The sequence below is a fragment of the Bradyrhizobium sp. USDA 3240 genome (assembly GCF_054063295.1).
In genome coordinates, this window is the sequence record NZ_JBSSGD010000002.1 from 730,231 (window position 1) to 745,525 (window position 15,295).

General features: G+C 64.5%; 17 protein-coding genes. 4 read left to right on the forward strand and 13 right to left on the reverse strand.

All coding sequences use genetic code 11. The features are described from left to right. Window positions 1-43 precede the first annotated feature (43 nt). From ACVIGA_RS04050 to ACVIGA_RS04065, 4 genes are all read right to left on the reverse strand, one after another. Window positions 44-670, reverse strand: coding sequence for a hypothetical protein (locus tag ACVIGA_RS04050; protein WP_456665373.1), 627 nt, complete (start codon window positions 668-670; stop codon window positions 44-46). Beyond that, window positions 667-1,209: a c-type cytochrome gene (locus ACVIGA_RS04055; protein WP_456665374.1), complete on the reverse strand. Its 543-nt coding sequence runs from the start codon at window positions 1,207-1,209 to the stop codon at window positions 667-669. The genes ACVIGA_RS04050 and ACVIGA_RS04055 overlap by 4 nt, the downstream gene beginning before the upstream one ends. Window positions 1,210-1,288: 79 nt before the next feature. Then, window positions 1,289-3,061: a PQQ-dependent dehydrogenase, methanol/ethanol family gene (locus ACVIGA_RS04060; protein WP_456665375.1), complete on the reverse strand. Its 1,773-nt coding sequence runs from the start codon at window positions 3,059-3,061 to the stop codon at window positions 1,289-1,291. Window positions 3,062-3,205: 144 nt separating this feature from the next. Then, complete coding sequence (locus ACVIGA_RS04065) at window positions 3,206-3,691, reverse strand: copper chaperone PCu(A)C (protein WP_456665376.1); 486 nt, start codon at window positions 3,689-3,691, stop codon at window positions 3,206-3,208. Between the two features lie 127 nt (window positions 3,692-3,818). Between ACVIGA_RS04065 and ACVIGA_RS04070 the strand changes: the two genes are divergently transcribed. Beyond that, a complete protein-coding gene (locus tag ACVIGA_RS04070) occupies window positions 3,819-4,841 on the forward strand; it encodes a phosphotransferase (RefSeq protein WP_456665377.1) in 1,023 nt (340 codons plus the stop codon). Here ACVIGA_RS04070 and ACVIGA_RS04075 read toward each other — a convergent pair. Next, window positions 4,778-5,485 carry an NUDIX hydrolase gene (locus tag ACVIGA_RS04075; protein WP_456665378.1) on the reverse strand — a complete coding sequence of 236 codons (708 nt, stop codon included), beginning with the start codon at window positions 5,483-5,485 and terminating at the stop codon, window positions 4,778-4,780. The two genes, ACVIGA_RS04070 and ACVIGA_RS04075, sit on opposite strands and share 64 nt — an antisense overlap. Window positions 5,486-5,605: 120 nt before the next feature. Between ACVIGA_RS04075 and ACVIGA_RS04080 the strand changes: the two genes are divergently transcribed. Both ACVIGA_RS04080 and ACVIGA_RS04085 read left to right on the forward strand, forming a co-directional pair. Continuing rightward, window positions 5,606-6,649, forward strand: coding sequence for an SPFH domain-containing protein (locus tag ACVIGA_RS04080; protein ID WP_456665379.1), 1,044 nt, complete (start codon window positions 5,606-5,608; stop codon window positions 6,647-6,649). Then, window positions 6,633-7,568 carry a sugar kinase gene (locus ACVIGA_RS04085; protein ID WP_456665380.1) on the forward strand — a complete coding sequence of 312 codons (936 nt, stop codon included), beginning with the start codon at window positions 6,633-6,635 and terminating at the stop codon, window positions 7,566-7,568. Before ACVIGA_RS04080 ends, ACVIGA_RS04085 begins: the two co-directional genes overlap by 17 nt. 16 nt (window positions 7,569-7,584) lie before the next feature. Here the strand turns inward: ACVIGA_RS04085 and ACVIGA_RS04090 are convergent, their stop codons facing one another. The 3 genes from ACVIGA_RS04090 to ACVIGA_RS04100 all read right to left on the reverse strand — a co-directional run bounded on the left by ACVIGA_RS04090 (window position 7,585) and on the right by ACVIGA_RS04100 (window position 8,920). Next, entirely contained in the window at window positions 7,585-7,767 is a 183-nt protein-coding gene (locus ACVIGA_RS04090; protein WP_223966216.1) for a hypothetical protein, read from the reverse strand. Between the two features lie 83 nt (window positions 7,768-7,850). Continuing rightward, window positions 7,851-8,309 carry a cupin domain-containing protein gene (locus tag ACVIGA_RS04095; protein ID WP_456665381.1) on the reverse strand — a complete coding sequence of 153 codons (459 nt, stop codon included), beginning with the start codon at window positions 8,307-8,309 and terminating at the stop codon, window positions 7,851-7,853. 95 nt (window positions 8,310-8,404) lie between these two features. Then, entirely contained in the window at window positions 8,405-8,920 is a 516-nt protein-coding gene (locus tag ACVIGA_RS04100; protein WP_456665382.1) for an N-acetyltransferase family protein, read from the reverse strand. 153 nt (window positions 8,921-9,073) lie between these two features. Here ACVIGA_RS04100 and plsY point away from each other — a divergent pair, with 153 nt between their 5' ends. Further along, window positions 9,074-9,748, forward strand: coding sequence for a glycerol-3-phosphate 1-O-acyltransferase PlsY (gene plsY / locus ACVIGA_RS04105; RefSeq protein WP_456665383.1), 675 nt, complete (start codon window positions 9,074-9,076; stop codon window positions 9,746-9,748). Between the two features lie 53 nt (window positions 9,749-9,801). Here the strand turns inward: plsY and ACVIGA_RS04110 are convergent, their stop codons facing one another. From ACVIGA_RS04110 to ACVIGA_RS04130, 5 genes are all read right to left on the reverse strand, one after another. Next, entirely contained in the window at window positions 9,802-10,629 is an 828-nt protein-coding gene (locus tag ACVIGA_RS04110) for a cysteine hydrolase family protein (RefSeq protein ID WP_456665384.1), read from the reverse strand. 71 nt (window positions 10,630-10,700) lie between these two features. After that, a complete protein-coding gene (locus tag ACVIGA_RS04115; RefSeq protein WP_176530600.1) occupies window positions 10,701-11,624 on the reverse strand; it encodes an ABC transporter permease in 924 nt (307 codons plus the stop codon). Beyond that, entirely contained in the window at window positions 11,621-12,709 is a 1,089-nt protein-coding gene (locus ACVIGA_RS04120) for an ABC transporter permease (RefSeq protein WP_456665385.1), read from the reverse strand. The genes ACVIGA_RS04115 and ACVIGA_RS04120 overlap by 4 nt, the downstream gene beginning before the upstream one ends. A gap of 13 nt (window positions 12,710-12,722) precedes the next feature. Continuing rightward, window positions 12,723-14,279 (reverse strand): ABC transporter ATP-binding protein, encoded by a 1,557-nt coding sequence (locus tag ACVIGA_RS04125; protein WP_456665386.1) that lies wholly within the window; start codon window positions 14,277-14,279, stop codon window positions 12,723-12,725. 2 nt (window positions 14,280-14,281) lie between these two features. Then, window positions 14,282-15,268, reverse strand: a complete 987-nt coding sequence (locus ACVIGA_RS04130; protein WP_456665387.1) for a BMP family protein — start codon at window positions 15,266-15,268, stop codon at window positions 14,282-14,284. Between the last annotated feature and the right edge of the window lie 27 nt (window positions 15,269-15,295).

Consider the following 15,295-nt stretch of genomic DNA (forward strand, 5'->3'; position numbering starts at 1 on the left):
GATCGGGCGGGCCACGCGGCGCGGACGCGCCCGATCGATGTTCCTACGACCCCGCGCGGCGAATCGTGATCCGGGTCTCGTCGGTCATGTCCTTGAGCTCCTTGTTCGGCGCACGGTAGAGATGCCGCTCGATCTCGACGGTCCGGCCATCGGTGGTCTTGCTGCATGTCTCGTCGACAAAGACGCCCCCGACCTCCTGCTTGTCGGCGCCCGGCTTCGCCTCCGAGCAGGTCCAGCCATCCTCGCCGTAGCGCGACTTCGCCTGCAGGCCGAGCAGGAACGCCTTCTTGCGCAGATAGAGCCGAGCCTTCGGATCGGTCTCGATCGTCAGCGCCGCGATCCTGGCGTCCTTGTCGATCATCACGGTCAGGATCGCCGGGTGGCCGCCGACCATGGTGCCTTCCCGTGCGGTCTCGCGGTCATACTCGAAGCGGATGCCGCGCAGCTGATCCGGCCCGGCCGGGCAAGCCGCCCACTGAGCCCATTCCGCCAATCTGTGCGTCTTCTCCCCAACGCAGGTCAGGTTGATGTATCCCGCGTCGGGAACCTTGCCGATGTCCATGCCGACATTGATGTCGCGCAGATCACCTGCCGTCGCCATCGCCGGCACGGCCGCGGTGACGGTAGCCGCAAAAACGAACCCACGGATTGCCGATCTCTGCTTGCTCATGGCTTTGCCTTCTCGCTTGGGTCGGACGGCGCGGCGGCGTGGCCGGCCTCCTTGTAGATATTGCAGACGCGCGAGCCGTCGCCGAAGAAGGCGATGCATTCGTCATAGCTCGGCTCGCCCTTGCCCTTGACGCGGGCGAGCACGTAATCGGCAACCGCCTCGATCTCGTTCGGCCGCAGGAACACATTCGCCTCGGGCGGCATGCGGTCGGCGACATCCTGCCGGGTCATCTCGTAGCATTTCGTGGTGTCATAGGAGCCGCGCACGAAGAACGGCATGCCGGTGCCCGGCCGCCCGCACGTCACGGTCTCGATGATCTGCTCGCGCGTCAGCTCCGTCTTGCGCAGCGACAGTGCGTCGCCGCCATAACCGCCGCCGCCATTGCCGTGCCATTTGTGGCAGCCCATGCAATTGCCGCGCTTGAACACCGCCTTGCCGGCATCGGTCGGATCGCTCGCCGACTGTGCCTGCGCAGTACTCACAAATCCCGTCACCAGCGCGCAGCCGAGCCACGCGCCAACCAGCCATGTTTGTTTCATTTGTCTTGTTTCTTGTTTTACTTCTCTCGGCCAGATCGACGCGGGAGGCCTCTCGCTGAGGCCTCCCGCGCTTGCGATGTCAGAGCGCGAACACGTAGAGCATCGAGCCCGGCTGCATCCGCTTCAGCTCGGGCGTGGCATCGATGAACCACTTGTCCCAGGCGCCGCCGAGGCCGACCAGGATCGCGACATACTGCTTGCCGTCCACCGAGAACGTCATCGGAGGCGCATTGACGCCACCGCCGGTGTTGAACTGCCAGAGCTGCTGCAGCGATTTCGCATCATAGGCGATCACCTCGCCGGACGGCTGTCCGGAGAACACGAGGTCGGGCGTCGCCAGGATGCCGCCGAGGTTCGGGAATTGCGTCTCCGCCTTCCCCGCCACCTTGCCGGTGGTGACGTCGATCGCGGTGACGCTGCCGGTGATCTTGACGTTCTGGCTCGGCCCGCCGCCGGTGAAGAACTCGCGCGCCTTCACCTTGTCGGGCGTCATCTCCTCGACCTTGATGTGGTTGCAGCTCTCGATGACGGGAATGTACCAGAGCTTCAGGGTCGGATTGTACGCGGTCGGCGGCCAGTTCTTGCCGCCCATATTGCCGGGACAGATATCCGTTTCCTTGTTGCTACGGCTCGGCGTCACCGACGCGTTGTACTTCTGCACCCCCTGCTTCGGATCATACTCCACCGGCTTGCCGGACTCGGGATCGAGCCCCTTGGTCCAGGTCACCTTCTTGACGAAGGGCAGACCCCAGATGAACTTGCCGCTGTTGCGATCGACCGCATAGGCAAAGCCGTTGCGGTCGGCCTCGAGCGCGAGCTTCAGCGTCGTGTTGTTGGGGCCGGGGACGTCGACCAGCACGTTCTCCGCCACGCTGTCATAGTCGTAGGGATCGTTCGGCGTGTGCTGGTAGTGCCACTTGATCTTGCCGGTGTCGGCATCGAGACCGAGCGACGAGTCGGTGTAGAGGTTGTCGCCGGGCCGGTATTCATTGTCCCAGTCCGGTCCGGGATTGCCGACGCCCCAGACGACGGTGTTGGTCGACGGGTCGTAGCTGCCGGTGACCCAGGTCGATCCGCCGCCGCTCGCCTTGGCGTTCTTGTCGTCCTTCCAGGTCTCGGAACCGGGTTCGTCCTTGCCCGGGATGGTGTGGGTACGCCAGACTTCCTTCTGGCTCTTCAGGTCGGTCGCAGCGATCCAGCCGCGAATACCGTATTCGGCGCCAGCGACGCCCGTGATCGCCATGCCCTTGACGATCAACGGCGCGCCGGTGATCACCTCACCCTTGTCGGGATCGGCGACCTGACGCTGCCAGGCGACCTGCCCGGTCTCCTTGTTGGTCGCGATCAGGCGGCCGTCGAGCGTGTGCGAGATGACGAGGTTGTCCCACAGCGCGACGCCGCGGTTGTCGACGCCGCAGCAGGCGACCGCGCCGGCCCAGTCGTGGTCGGTCTTGGGATCCATCTTCCAGAGCAGCACGCCGTTGCCGCCATGCGCGTCGATCTTGTAGACCGAGCCCCAGCCGTCGGTGACGTACATGAATCCGTTCTCGACGATCGGAGTTCCCTCCAGGCCGCCGTGCCCCCAGATTCCGCCGCCCTCGACGCCGCCGAGATGCATGGTCCAGGCGACCTTCAGGTTCTTGACGTTGTCCTTGTTGATATCCGCCAGCGACGAGAAGCGGGTCGCCGAATAGTTCTTGTGATGGTGCAGCCAGTTGCCTGCTTCCTTGTCAGCATTGAGCAGGCGATCCTGGTTGACATCGTCGGCGAGCGCGAAAGAGCCCGCGAAGGTCGCGGCGGATGCTACTGCCGCCGCGAGCATGTGCGATTTAACCCAATTCAACCTTGTCATGAGTTCATTTCCTCCGGATCCAGCGTTCTTCATTGATCGAACCGTCCGTCACATACGGGCGGTCGCGCGAGAAGCCTTGAGTCCCGGCGATCGGCTGTGCCGCTCGCCGCCTTCCTTAATCACTTGTCTTCACCTGTCTTGGGGTCACTTCTGGACCTGTACCTCCGTCTCGATGGTGCCTGCTTTCTGAAAAACGACCGCGCATTTGAAGGTCTCGCCCGGCGCGAGCGCCTGACGCAACTGCAGCAGCATGACGTGATAACCGTCGCGCTTCAGTTCGAGCGTTGTCTTGGCGGGGACTGGTATATTGGATATCGAGCGCATGGCGGGCGCGCCTTCTCCGCGATCGACGATGTGGCGCTCGGAAAAATTCGAGACCGGGCAGCGCACACGGAGCAGCGCGTCGGCGCTGTCGGCCTCGTTCTTGATCGTCATCGTCAAGGGAAGGTCCCCGCCCGCTTTGTCGACCGCCGATACACGCGCATCCACAATCTGTAAGGATTCGTTCGCGACGGCGTTATGCATCACTCCGAACGTGCTGATCAGGCAGAATAATGGCAACGCCATCCACGATCTGCGCTTACCGGTCTTGCACGCAACTGCGCAATGCAACCCCCGCTCGAACGACATCCATCTCTATCCCATCATGATTTTTGCGGTATTGTTTCATGCTTCGTCGCGTGCTGCCAGCAATAGATCGAGAACGCTGCATCAATGCAATTTCGGCACGCATAGCGGCCATGCTATCTTTTTGCGCATGAGTGCTCTCGACATACTTCCGCCGGTGCAGCGCGAAACAGCGCATGCCGCACTGCGTGAGGTGATCGGCACGGCAGCGATCGACGCCATCACATCTATCTCAGGCGGCGCAACATCGGCACGCTTGTTCCGGATCGATGCAGGCGGCAAGAATTATTTGCTACGGATCGAGGGCGTGCCGAGCCCGCTGCGCAATCCGTATCAGTATGTTTCGCTGCGTATCGCGGCCGAGGCCGGCATCGCGCCACGACTCTATTATGTCGACGAGGCATCACGTGTCGCGGTGATGGATTTTATCCAGCGGCAGCCGCTCGGTCATTATCCCGGCGGCGCGCCGGCGTTGGCAAAGGCGCTCGGCGAATTGCTGGCGCGGTTGCAGGCGACGCCGACCTTTCCGGCTTTCGTGCGCTATCCCGACATCGTCGCGCGGCTCTGGGCCCATGTCTGCCGCACCGGTCTGTTCGCGCCCGGCGTGCTCGACCGATGCAACGAGCATCTCGAACGCATTCGCGCGGCCTATGTCTGGGATGAGGCGAACTCGGTCTCGAGCCACAACGACTCGCTTCCCGCCAACATCCTGTTCGACGGCAACAGGCTCTGGATGATCGACTGGGAATCCGCCTACCGCACCGATCCGCTGGTCGATCTCGCTGTTGTCGGCGACAGCTTCGCGCGAACGCCGGAGCTGGAGGAGATTTTGCATCGCGCCCGGCTGCGGCTGGTTCGCGCCCTCACCCGGCTCTACTACGCCGGCGTACTGTTCAGCGCATCTGCGACGGCGCCGCGCGCCGCGCCCGACACGAGCCTCGTGGCACCGACACTGATGGAACTCGCAGCCGCCTGCGCCGGCCGGCTCAGGATCGACACGCCGGCGGCCAAGCACGTGCTTGGAAAAATGTTCCTTGCCTCGTTCCTGACCGACGTTGCGACGCCCGGCTTCGACTCTCGGCTTGACGGTCAGCCCGGCGGATTGAACGTCCGTGCAAAGAACACCGGCGCCCTGGCCTTCTTCAACCGGTAGAGCTGCGCCGGCCGGTTCGGTCCCTTGCGCATCTTCGCGACTGGTTCGATCAGATCGGCGGCGAGCATACGGGTGCGGAAGGCGCTTTTCTCCAACGGACGATCGAGCACGATCTCATAGGTCCGCTGCAGTTCCGGCAGCGTGAATTCCGGCGGCATCAGATAGGCGGGCAGCGAGGTATACTCGACCTTGCTCCGCAAACGCTGCACCGCGGCGTGCAGGATCTCGGCATGGTCGAAGGCAAGCTTCGGCCTCACTCTCTCGCCCTCGATCGCGAACCACTGCGCATCTGCGGCCAGCGCGCCGCCCGCGGCGTGTTCCGGCAGCAATGCGAAGTAGGCATGCGTCGCAGACCAGCCGCGCGGATCCCTTGACGCGCTGCCCCAACTGCCGAGTTGCTCCAGATACGGACTGACCACGCCGGTCTTGTCCTTCAGCTTGCGCGCCGCGCACGCTTCGAGGTCGCGATCGCCTGCGATATCGACGAAGCCGCCGGGCAAGGCCCAAGACCCTGGAAACGGCTCGGTTTCCGCTCTTGGGCGTTGAACCAACAGAACCTGAAGCGCGTCTGACCGTATGGCGAAAATGACGACGTCGACCGTCGTCAGCGGCCTCGGAAAGTCGAGTTCCGGCTTCTCGGGCATGCTCTCCCCGCTTCCCCTGCTGGCGTGAACCTTCTCGCCGCCGGCCTTGACAATAACATACTTAGTTGTACAGTCCAACTAGCTTAGTTGCCTAGACACACTTATTCAGGAGTGCACGCCATGTTCGGTCTCCGCTTCATCAAGGCCCAACCGACCACCTATCTCATGAAGTACCGCCGCGGCGCGGTGACCGAGCAAGGCGCCGGTCTGTCCGGCTTCTATTATGGGCCGGTCACCTCGCTGGTTGCGGTGCCGATCGGCAGCCGCGACGCCGCCTTCATCTTCCAGCAGATCGCGCGCGACTTCCAGGCGCTGACCATCCAGGGCCATGTCACCTACCGGATCAGCGAGCCGCAGAAGGCCGCCGCGATGCTCAACTTCACCCTCAAGGCCGACGGCAAGACCTACGAGTCCGACGACCCGGAGCAGCTGGCGCAGCGGATTCTCGCGACTGTCGAGGTGCTGGCACAGCAGGCGGTGAAGGAACTGACCTTGAAGGAAGCGCTGCAGGCCGCCGATCGCATCGCCGGCCTGATCGAGAGCGGACTGCGTGCCCGTGCCGATGTCGCCGCCCTCGGTCTCGAAATCCTCGGCGTCTCCATCCGCGGCGTGAAGCCGACGCCGGACACCGCCAAGGCACTGGAGGCCGAGGCGCGCGAGGCGATCCTCAAGAGCGCGGACGAGGCGATCTTCGCGCGGCGCAACTTTGCGGTGGAGCAGGAACGCGCCATCCGCGAGAGCGAGCTCGACACCGAGATCGCGGTCGAGCAGAAGAAGCGCTCGATCCGGGAGACCCAGATGGATGCCGAAGCGAGCGTTGCGGCCAAGCAGGCCGAGCTGCGCGAGGCCGGCATGGTCGCCGACATCACGCTGGAGAGCAAGCGCAAGGATTTCGTCGGCCTCAACGCCGAGAACACCCGCACCTTGGCGGATGCCGAGGCCTATCGGGTCGGCGCGCTGATGAAGATCTTCGAGGGCGTCGACACCCGCGTGATCCAGGCGCTGGCCGCAGCCGGCATGCAGCCGGGACAGTTGATCGCGCAGGCCTTCAGCGGCATCGCCGAGAAGGCCGAGAAGATCGGCCAGCTCAACGTCTCGCCCGACCTGCTCAACACGCTGCTGGACAGGCCCGTCGCGGAGGCTCCTCGTGCCCGCCGACAATGACCGCAAGATCGTCCTCGTCACCCGCAAGACGCGGCTCGAGGGGCTGATCGCCAAATACCTGACGGCGGCGCAGGCGCGATTCTATGTCGAGCATCTCGGCGCCGACTTCTCCGATTACCAGCGCGAGCACGATGTCTATCAGGCCGAGCGCCACGTCACCGTGCAGGCGCTGGAGCAATGGGGCCGTTACCAGGTGATCGACCGGAGCTTCCTGCCTAACTTCATCTTCGGCCCCTCCGACATCGTGGTGGCGCTCGGCCAGGACGGCGTCGTCGCCAACACGATGAAATATCTCGACGGCCATCCGCTGATCGGACTCAATCCGGATGCCAGGCGCTATGACGGCGTCCTGCTGCCCTTCGCGCCGCGTGACCTCCCTGCCCTGCTGCGCGAGGTCGCCGCGGACAGACGCGGCTACAAGGCAGTGACGATGGCCAAGGCTGCGCTCACCAACGGCCAGATCCTCTATGCCGTCAACGACCTCTTCATCGGCGCACGCACGCATACATCAGCCGTCTACGAAATCGCCCTCGCCGACCGGAAGGAGCGTCAGTCCTCGAGCGGCCTGATCGTCGCGACCGGTCTCGGCTCGACCGCCTGGTTCAAGAGCATCGTCACCGGTTCGCTCGCGATCGCAGGCAGCTTCGGCGGCGGCGCCGGCAGCCCGCCCTATCTGCCGCAGCCTTGGGACGCCGGCGCGCTGCGCTTTGCGGTGCGCGAGCCGTTTCCGAGCCGCACCTCGCAGGTCACGCTGGTCTGCGGCAGCCTCGAACGCCCCGAGCGCCTCAGCGTCCGCTCGCTGATGCCGGAGAACGGCGTCATCTTCAGCGACGGCATCGAAGCCGATCGGCTCGATTTCAACTCGGGAACGGAAGCCCAGATCACGGTCGCGGAGCGCGAAGGGCGGCTGGTGGTGTGAGGCGGCCGCGCGCGGCTCACTGCGGCACGGGATGCAGCCGCACCAGCTGATCGATCGACAGCCGCGCCTCGCGCTCCGTCAAGGGAAAGCGGACAATGATGTCCTGGCGCGCAAGCTGGCCCCACAGCGCGTCCGACGACCATTTCTGCGGCTCGGGGCCGCGCGGCCCATCAATCCAGATGAAATACCATTCCGTCATGGGCCGTGACCAAGCTCCCTCTCCGGAAGATTGTCCCTTCGCCGGCCAATCCGCAACGCCGGATTTTCGCGCCGACTTGCGGTTCAGGAGTTATACGGACGGCCGTCCTTATGCAGGAAGCGGCCGTCGGAACTCGGGCTCATCATGTCGATGTCGGAACAGGTGATGACGTCGGCACGTGAGCGCGAGCCGACCTCGAGATAGGTCGCCGTCATCTGCGACCGGTTGATCATGTGGTGGCCGTTGCCGGAATTCTTGGGGAATGCCGCGCAGTCACCGGCGCGCAGCGCCGTCTCGCCGCCGTCCTCGACCAGCACCACCTCGCCCGCGAGCACATAGATGAACTCGTCCTCGTCCGAATGCCAATGGCGCTGGCTCGACCAGTTGCCCGGCGGCAGCCGCATCAGATTGACGCCGAAATCGGCAAGCCCGCCGGCGTCGCCGAGACGCCGCCGGATCCGTTCCGCGCACGGTGCGGCGAACTCGGCCGGATAGCCGGAGCCCTTGCGTTCCGGCACTTTCGTTAGATCGATCTTCGGCATGGCAGCGTCCCCGGGGCGATGACAGCAAACGAGTGTGCGGATGCGCGGCTATCGCAGCGGCCCGCCGGAATTGTGACGCTTCACTTTGCGCGACGTCAGGCGCGCCCGACCAAGTCCTTTGCCATCAGGATGTCGTCGTAATAGCGGCCGTCGATCTTCAGGGCGCGCTTCTCCAGCCCGTACTCGATAAAGCCGGCGCGCCGGTAGAGCTCGCAGGCAGGCTCGTTGCCTTTCACCACGGCGAGCTGCACCAGCTCGACCGATTGCGCAGCGAGATCGAGCACGGCATCGACCAGGAGCCGGCCGACACCGGCGCGCCGCGCCTGCTGCCGCACATACATCCCGAACAGCATGCCCCTGTGCTGCCGTTTCGGCCCATCCGCAGTGAAGAAGCCGACGATGCCGGCGAGTTCATCGCTCCGAAACGCCCCAAATATCACCGCCCCGTGCGCGAGCCTCTCGGCGAACCAGCCAACCGGATGAACGCTCTCCGTCTCATACGCGCTGCCGAACGCTTCGGGGCTCAAGCGCAGCGCCTCGAGACGGATGTCGCGATAAAGCGCAGCGTCGGCAGGCAAGAGGCGGCGAATCTCGATTGAGTGCGTCGTCATTCCGTGTCCTGTCTCCGCCGCGGCAGCATGGCCTCGATCGGCGTGTCGATCGCGGCAACTATCGCGCGGCCAGCATATCCACGGCTGCGGCTGTCGCATAGAGGTAGACTCCGGATGACGCTTGCCTGACACTGGCGCATCGAGGAGAGGCCGATGGTTTTCTGGATCGCGAGTGTAGCTGGACTGGCGACCGCCTATCTTCTCGGTTCGATACCCGCGGGCTATCTGGCGGGGAAACTGCTCAGGGGTATCGACATCCGGGAGCACGGCTCCAAATCCACGGGGGCCACAAACGTGTTGCGAACCCTCGGCAAATGGCCCGCGCTGGCGGTCCTCCTGGTCGATGTGCTGAAGGGCGCCGGGGCAATTGCATTTGCCCGCTGGTTCTATCCCTGGCTCGGGACATTACCGTCGGTCACGCCACCGACGGCGATCGATCTGAAAGCCTTGGTGCCTTGGGCGGTGTGCCTGGCTGGACTTGCGGTATTGCTGGGGCACAGCCGTTCGATCTGGTTGAATTTCACCGGTGGCAAATCCGCCGCAGCAGGGCTCGGCGTGTTGCTGGCGCTGTCCTGGCCGGTCGGCTTGGGCGCCGCCGCAGCCTTTGGCGCGGTGCTGGCTGTTTCCCGGATGGTGTCGCTTGGTTCGATGCTGGCGGCGCTCACTGCGATCGCGCTGGTCTGCGCCCTTGAGCAGCCGATGCCCTATCGGCTGCTGGTCATCGCGGGTGGCCTTTACGTGATCGCACGCCATCGTGCCAACATTCAGCGGCTGCTGGCCGGGACCGAGCCGCGACTGGGATCATCGAAAGCGGCTTCGCAAGGCTAACGTGCGCACTCAGAATGCGACCGCTGCCGCTAGCGGCAGCGCGCCCGAATCCGTCACGCCGTTCGATGTGCGCCTGAAATGGCCTCGATGACATCTGACGAATGCGTCACGAAGCCGAAGCATTTCTTGACGTTGAACAGGGTTGCTTCAACGCAGTAGCCCGGCGACGTCGTTGCGCAGCAGTCCTCGACCAGAAGGCAACCGTAGCCCAGGAAGTTCGCGTCGGTGAGCGAATGCAATACGCATTGATCGGTGTTGACGCCGGCAAACAGGATCGTCTTGGTTCCGAGATTGCGCAGAATGCTGTCCAGCGGCGTGTCCCAGAAGCCGCTGATCCTGTACTTGTCGACGTGAATGTCCTCGGGCTCCTGCTTCAATTCATCGACAACGGCCGCGGCCCAACTGTCCTTCTGCAGCACGCGCGCGCCACTGCCCGGCAACGGCTCGCCAAGGCCGATGCCGACGCCCTTCGGCTTGTAGAGATGGAGCTGGTTCGGCGCCATGTTCTTCAGATCGGGCCGATTGCCCCAGTTTAGCCAGATGATTGGCACGCCGGCATTGCGCAACACCGGGAGAAGCTTCTGCAGCGGCTCGATCGGCGCCCGATCCGGCGTGTGGTCGAGGCCGAGATGGTCGACCCATCCCCCCTTGGCGCAGAAGTCGTTCTGCATATCGACGACGATGAGAGCGGTGCGGTGCAGATCGACCGTCACCGTTTGCGGCTGCGCGTCGATCGTGACCGCCTTGGGCGGCGGCGGCGCCATCGCCATGTTGACGTTGGTGTCGTCGACCAGCCATTTGTAGCCGGGAGCAGACCCAAGGGGATTGGCGGTACCGGGCGCTGTGGATTCCGCGGCCTTTGCTAAAGTGGAACTCGTCATCGGACTTTCCTCCCTTGCCTATGTTTTCTTGGCTATGTTTTCTTGCCTATGTTTTTTGACGTCTGTTGCGATCAGCCGCCGCGTTCGAACGGAATGGTCAGGGCCGACGGCTGCCTGCTCTTTCCGACGAAGCCCGCGATAGCGACCAGTGCCAGCAGATATGGCAGCAGCAACAGCAGCGCGACCGGCACATCGAGCTGCAGCGCCGGCACCAGGAATTGCAGCGCGGTGGCGAAGCCGAACAGCAGGCAGGCCGCCAGCGTGTACCAGGGATTCCAGCCGCCGAAGATCACGGCCGTGATCGCAAGATAGCCCGCGCCCTTGGTCATGTTCTCGGTGAACGTGTTGCTGTCGGCGACCGACATGAACGCGCCGCCGAGGCCCGCCAGGATGCCGGCGTAAAGCACGCCGAGATAGCGCGTCCGCGCCACGCTGATGCCGGCCTTGTCCGCGGCGCGCGGATCCTCGCCGACCGCCCGCACCGCCAGCCCGAACGACGTGTATTTCAGGATCAGCCACGTCACGACGACCATCAGGATGCTGACATAGGCAAGGCCGGTCTGGTTCGCCAACGCCGGCCCGATCACCGGAATGCTGGCGAGCCACGGCAGATTGAGCTGCGCGAAGCCGGGAATCGGATCGCGCGACAGCGGCCCGAAGATCTCACGGTAGAGAAACGTGGTTGTTCCCAACGCGAGGATGTTGAACCCGATCCCCACCACCAATTGATTTGCGCGCAGTGTCACGCTCAGCACGGCCTGGACTGCGGCAACCGCCATCGCGACCAGGACGCCGGCCGCCACGCCGAGAAGCGGCGAGCCGGTCGCCCACGATGCCAGCGCCGCCGTGAAGGCCGACATCAGCATCATGCCATCGAGGCTGAGATTGAGCACGCCGGCGCGCTCGCTCAGCATCTCGCCGGTTGCGGCGAAGATGATCGGAACCGCGAGGCGCAGTCCGGAACCGATGAACACGGCCATTTGTTCGTCAATCATCGGGTCACCTTTCGGTTGGTGAGGATCGCGGAGCCTGCAATGACAATGACGATCAGGCCTTGGCAGATCAGAACGACGGCGGACGGGACGTGCGCCGAGATTTCCATGTTGATGGATCCCGACCGCAGGAATCCGAACAGCAGCGCACCGATCACCACGCCGACCGCTGAGCCGCGCGACAGCAGGCCGACCACCAGGCCGTCAAATCCGTAACCGGACGAGAAATCGCTCGTCAGATAGAATTGCTGGCCAAGGATCATGATCGCGCCGCCGAGACCGCCCAGGCCGCCAGAGACCGTCATGGCCAGGATCACGTACAAGCTCGTCCGCATGCCGGCACGACGGGAGGCCGTGGCATTCAGGCCGACAGCGCGCAGCCGCAGGCCGAGCGTGCTGTGCTTGAGCACCAGCCACACCACGACGACCGCGATCGCCGCGATCAGCAGGCCGATATGGAGCGGCGATCCATTGTCCGGGAACAGCAGCGGCAGCTTGGTCGAATCTGGAATCTCCGCCGATTCCGGCAGCGACGACACGTCACTGATCGGCTTGCGCAACAGGTGAAAGGACTCGACGGACCAGTACACCAGCGGCAGAGCAATGAAGCTCAACAGCAATGTGCTGATGACCTCGTTGGTGCCGCGCGCCGCCTTGAGGAAGCCGGCCAGGCCGCCCCAAACGGCGCCGGCGACGGTTCCGACGGCGAGCGGCACGATGAACGCCAATCCCAGCGGCAGGCCGCCGGCGCCGTGGAGAGCCGCAGCCGTCGCGAACATGCCGCCCATCGCGATCTGCCCCTCGCCGCCCACATTGGTCAGGTTGGCGCGGCTGGCGAAGATGAAGCCGAGACCGACCAGCGCGAGGCTGATGGCGCGATTGATCGAGGCGCCGATGTTGAAATCGCTTCCCGCCATGCCGTCCCAAAACGCCTCGATCGCCTCGAGGACGGATGCACCGGTGGCGGCGATGATGAGCAGGCCGATCCCGAGCGCGATGATGGTCGATACCACCGGAACCAGGACCTGCAACGGCACGAGCTCGAGTCTTGCGCCCTTTGCGACCCGCGCAAGCTTCGGATTTTTCATAACCATGGCCAACCTAGACATGCGCGTGCCCCGACATCATTGCTCCGATCGCCTCGCGGCTGAACGATCCAGCCGCGAGCTCGCCAACCAGCTTGCCGCGGTAGATCACCGCGATCCGATCCGACACCGCCATCAGCTCCTCGAGCTCGCTGGAGATCAGAAGCACCCCGAGGCCGTCATCGCGCGCGGCACGGATCCGATTGTAGACCGCCTCGATTGCACCGACGTCGAGGCCGCGCGTCGGTTGCGCGGCAAGCAGGAACACCAGCGGATCGAGCGACAGCTCACGTGCGAGCACCGCCTTCTGCTGATTGCCGCCGGAGAGGCTGGCCATCGAAACATCAGGGCTGCTCGCCCGCACGTCGAAGTCGCGCATCATGACCTCCGCCGCCTTGCGCCGCGCCGGCTTGTCGAGCAGGCCGAAGCGGCTGAATTTTCCGATCGCACCGAGAAACAGGTTCTCGGCAACCGACAATTCCTTGATGCAGGCCACCGCATGGCGATCCTCCGGAACGATGCCGACACCTGCATCCGTGATCTGCTGCGGCGTGCAGCCGCCGACCGGTGCCCCGCCGACCACGATCGCGCCGGCGCTTGGCGCGGCGAGCCCGGCCAGGATCAGTCCGAGCTCGGTCTGGCCGTTGCCCTCCACGCCCGCGATCCCGACGATCTCGCCGGTACCGACCGTGAGGCTCAGGCCGTCGAGCCGCGGCACGCCATGCGGGTCCCGATAGACGAGGTTCGAGATCTGCAGCACCGCCTCGCCCGGCGACACCGGACCGGCCGCGTCCACACTGGATTTCGCTGGCGTCTTGCCTTCGATGTCGACCGCGGCAGCAAGCACTGAGCCTGCCGACTGGACGTCGCGGCCGACCATTGAGCGCACCAGCGATCGGATGTCAGCGCCCTCCATCGCGACGGTCTCGATGATGCGGCCCTGCCGCAGTACCGTGGTGCGATCGGCCACACGGCTGATTTCACCGAGCTTGTGCGTCACCAGGATCACGGATTTTCCGCGCAGCGCCACCTGGCGGCAGATCGCCAGCAGCGCATCGATCTCGTCCGGCTGCAGCACCGCCGTCGGTTCGTCGAGCACCAGCAGCTGCGGATCGCCGAGCAGGCATTTGATGATCTCGACCCGCTGCCGCTCGCCGACCGAAAGCTCATCGATCCGCGCCTCGGGGTCGATCTCGAGCCCGTATTCGGCTGCGAGCTGCTCCATCCGCACGATGATGTCTTGCGGCTTCAGCACCGCGCTGGCACGGCCGAGCATCAGGTTCTCGGCCACGCTCATGTTGGGCACCAGACTGAAATGCTGATGCACCATCACGACGCCGCGCTGCAGCGCCTCCGCCGGGCCGCGCGGATCGAACGGCTCGCCGCCCAGCGTCATCGCGCCGGCATCCGGCCGGTGCACCCCGAACACCAGGTTGCACAATGTCGATTTGCCGGCGCCGTTCTCGCCAAGCAGGCAATGCACCTCGCCGCGCTCGATCAGCAGCGATATGTCGTCGAGCGCGGTGAAAGCCCCGAAGCGCTTGGTCAAGCCAGACAGTTCGAGAAGAGCCACGGTCAACCCACCTTGACTTTGATCTTGTTCGACAGCAGGTCGTCCTTGAGCTCCTTGATCTTTGCCTGGATCTCCGGCGTTGCCCCGGCGCAGATCTCGAGGTCGGCCGAACGTGGCCCCATGGCGAGGCCGAACTGCTTGTACTCCGGGTGCCACGTTCCGGCGACGGCCTGGTCGATGGCGTATTCGACCATGAACCCGATGCCGCTGACCGTGTAGGCAATGTAAAGCGGGTTGTTGTCGGAGCAGTAGTTGGTATAGCTCCCGATCATCCTGGTGCCCTTCTCGCGTGCCGCCTGCTCCATTCCGCGCACGCCGAGATTGAGGATGTTGTAGTGGACGTCGGCGCCCTGCGCGATCGCGGCAAGGGTCGCCTCCTTCGCTTTGGCGACGTCGTCGAAGTCGCCGGTGTAGGTCACGAAGCATTTGGTGTCCGGCTTGACGTGCTTGGCGCCGTTCGCGAATTCCGTTCCGGTGTTGACGATGGCCGGAATTTCAAGCCCGCCGACGTAACTCACCGCGCCGTTCTTCGACATCATCGCGGCGACCGCGCCGGCGATGAAGCCGATCTGGGCCTGCAGCACGTCGTATTGCGCGACGTTCTCGGTCGGCTGTCCGGTCGGGCCGACGATGGAGAACTTCACCTTCGGGAAGCGCTTGGCGACCTTGAGCACCGAAGCCTGGGTCTGCCCCGCGGCGCCGATCACCATGTCGTTCTTGGTCGCGAGCGTGACGAGCGCCTGCTCCATGTCGGCGAACTTGACGTTCTCGATCGACGTGATCACGACATTCTTGCCGTGGCGCTGCTCGGCCGCCCTCATGCCGTTGTAGGCCGACTCCATCCAGCCATGGTCGGCCCGCGACCCCGGAATCAGAATGCCTATGTGAAGCGGCTTCGCCGCATCGTCGGCGAAGAGCCGGCCTGATGAACCGATGAAGGCTGCCGAGAGCAGGCCTGTTTGCAGAAATGCACGACGCGTACCGTTCATGTGTTTCCTCCTGTTCGTTCCCGGTGT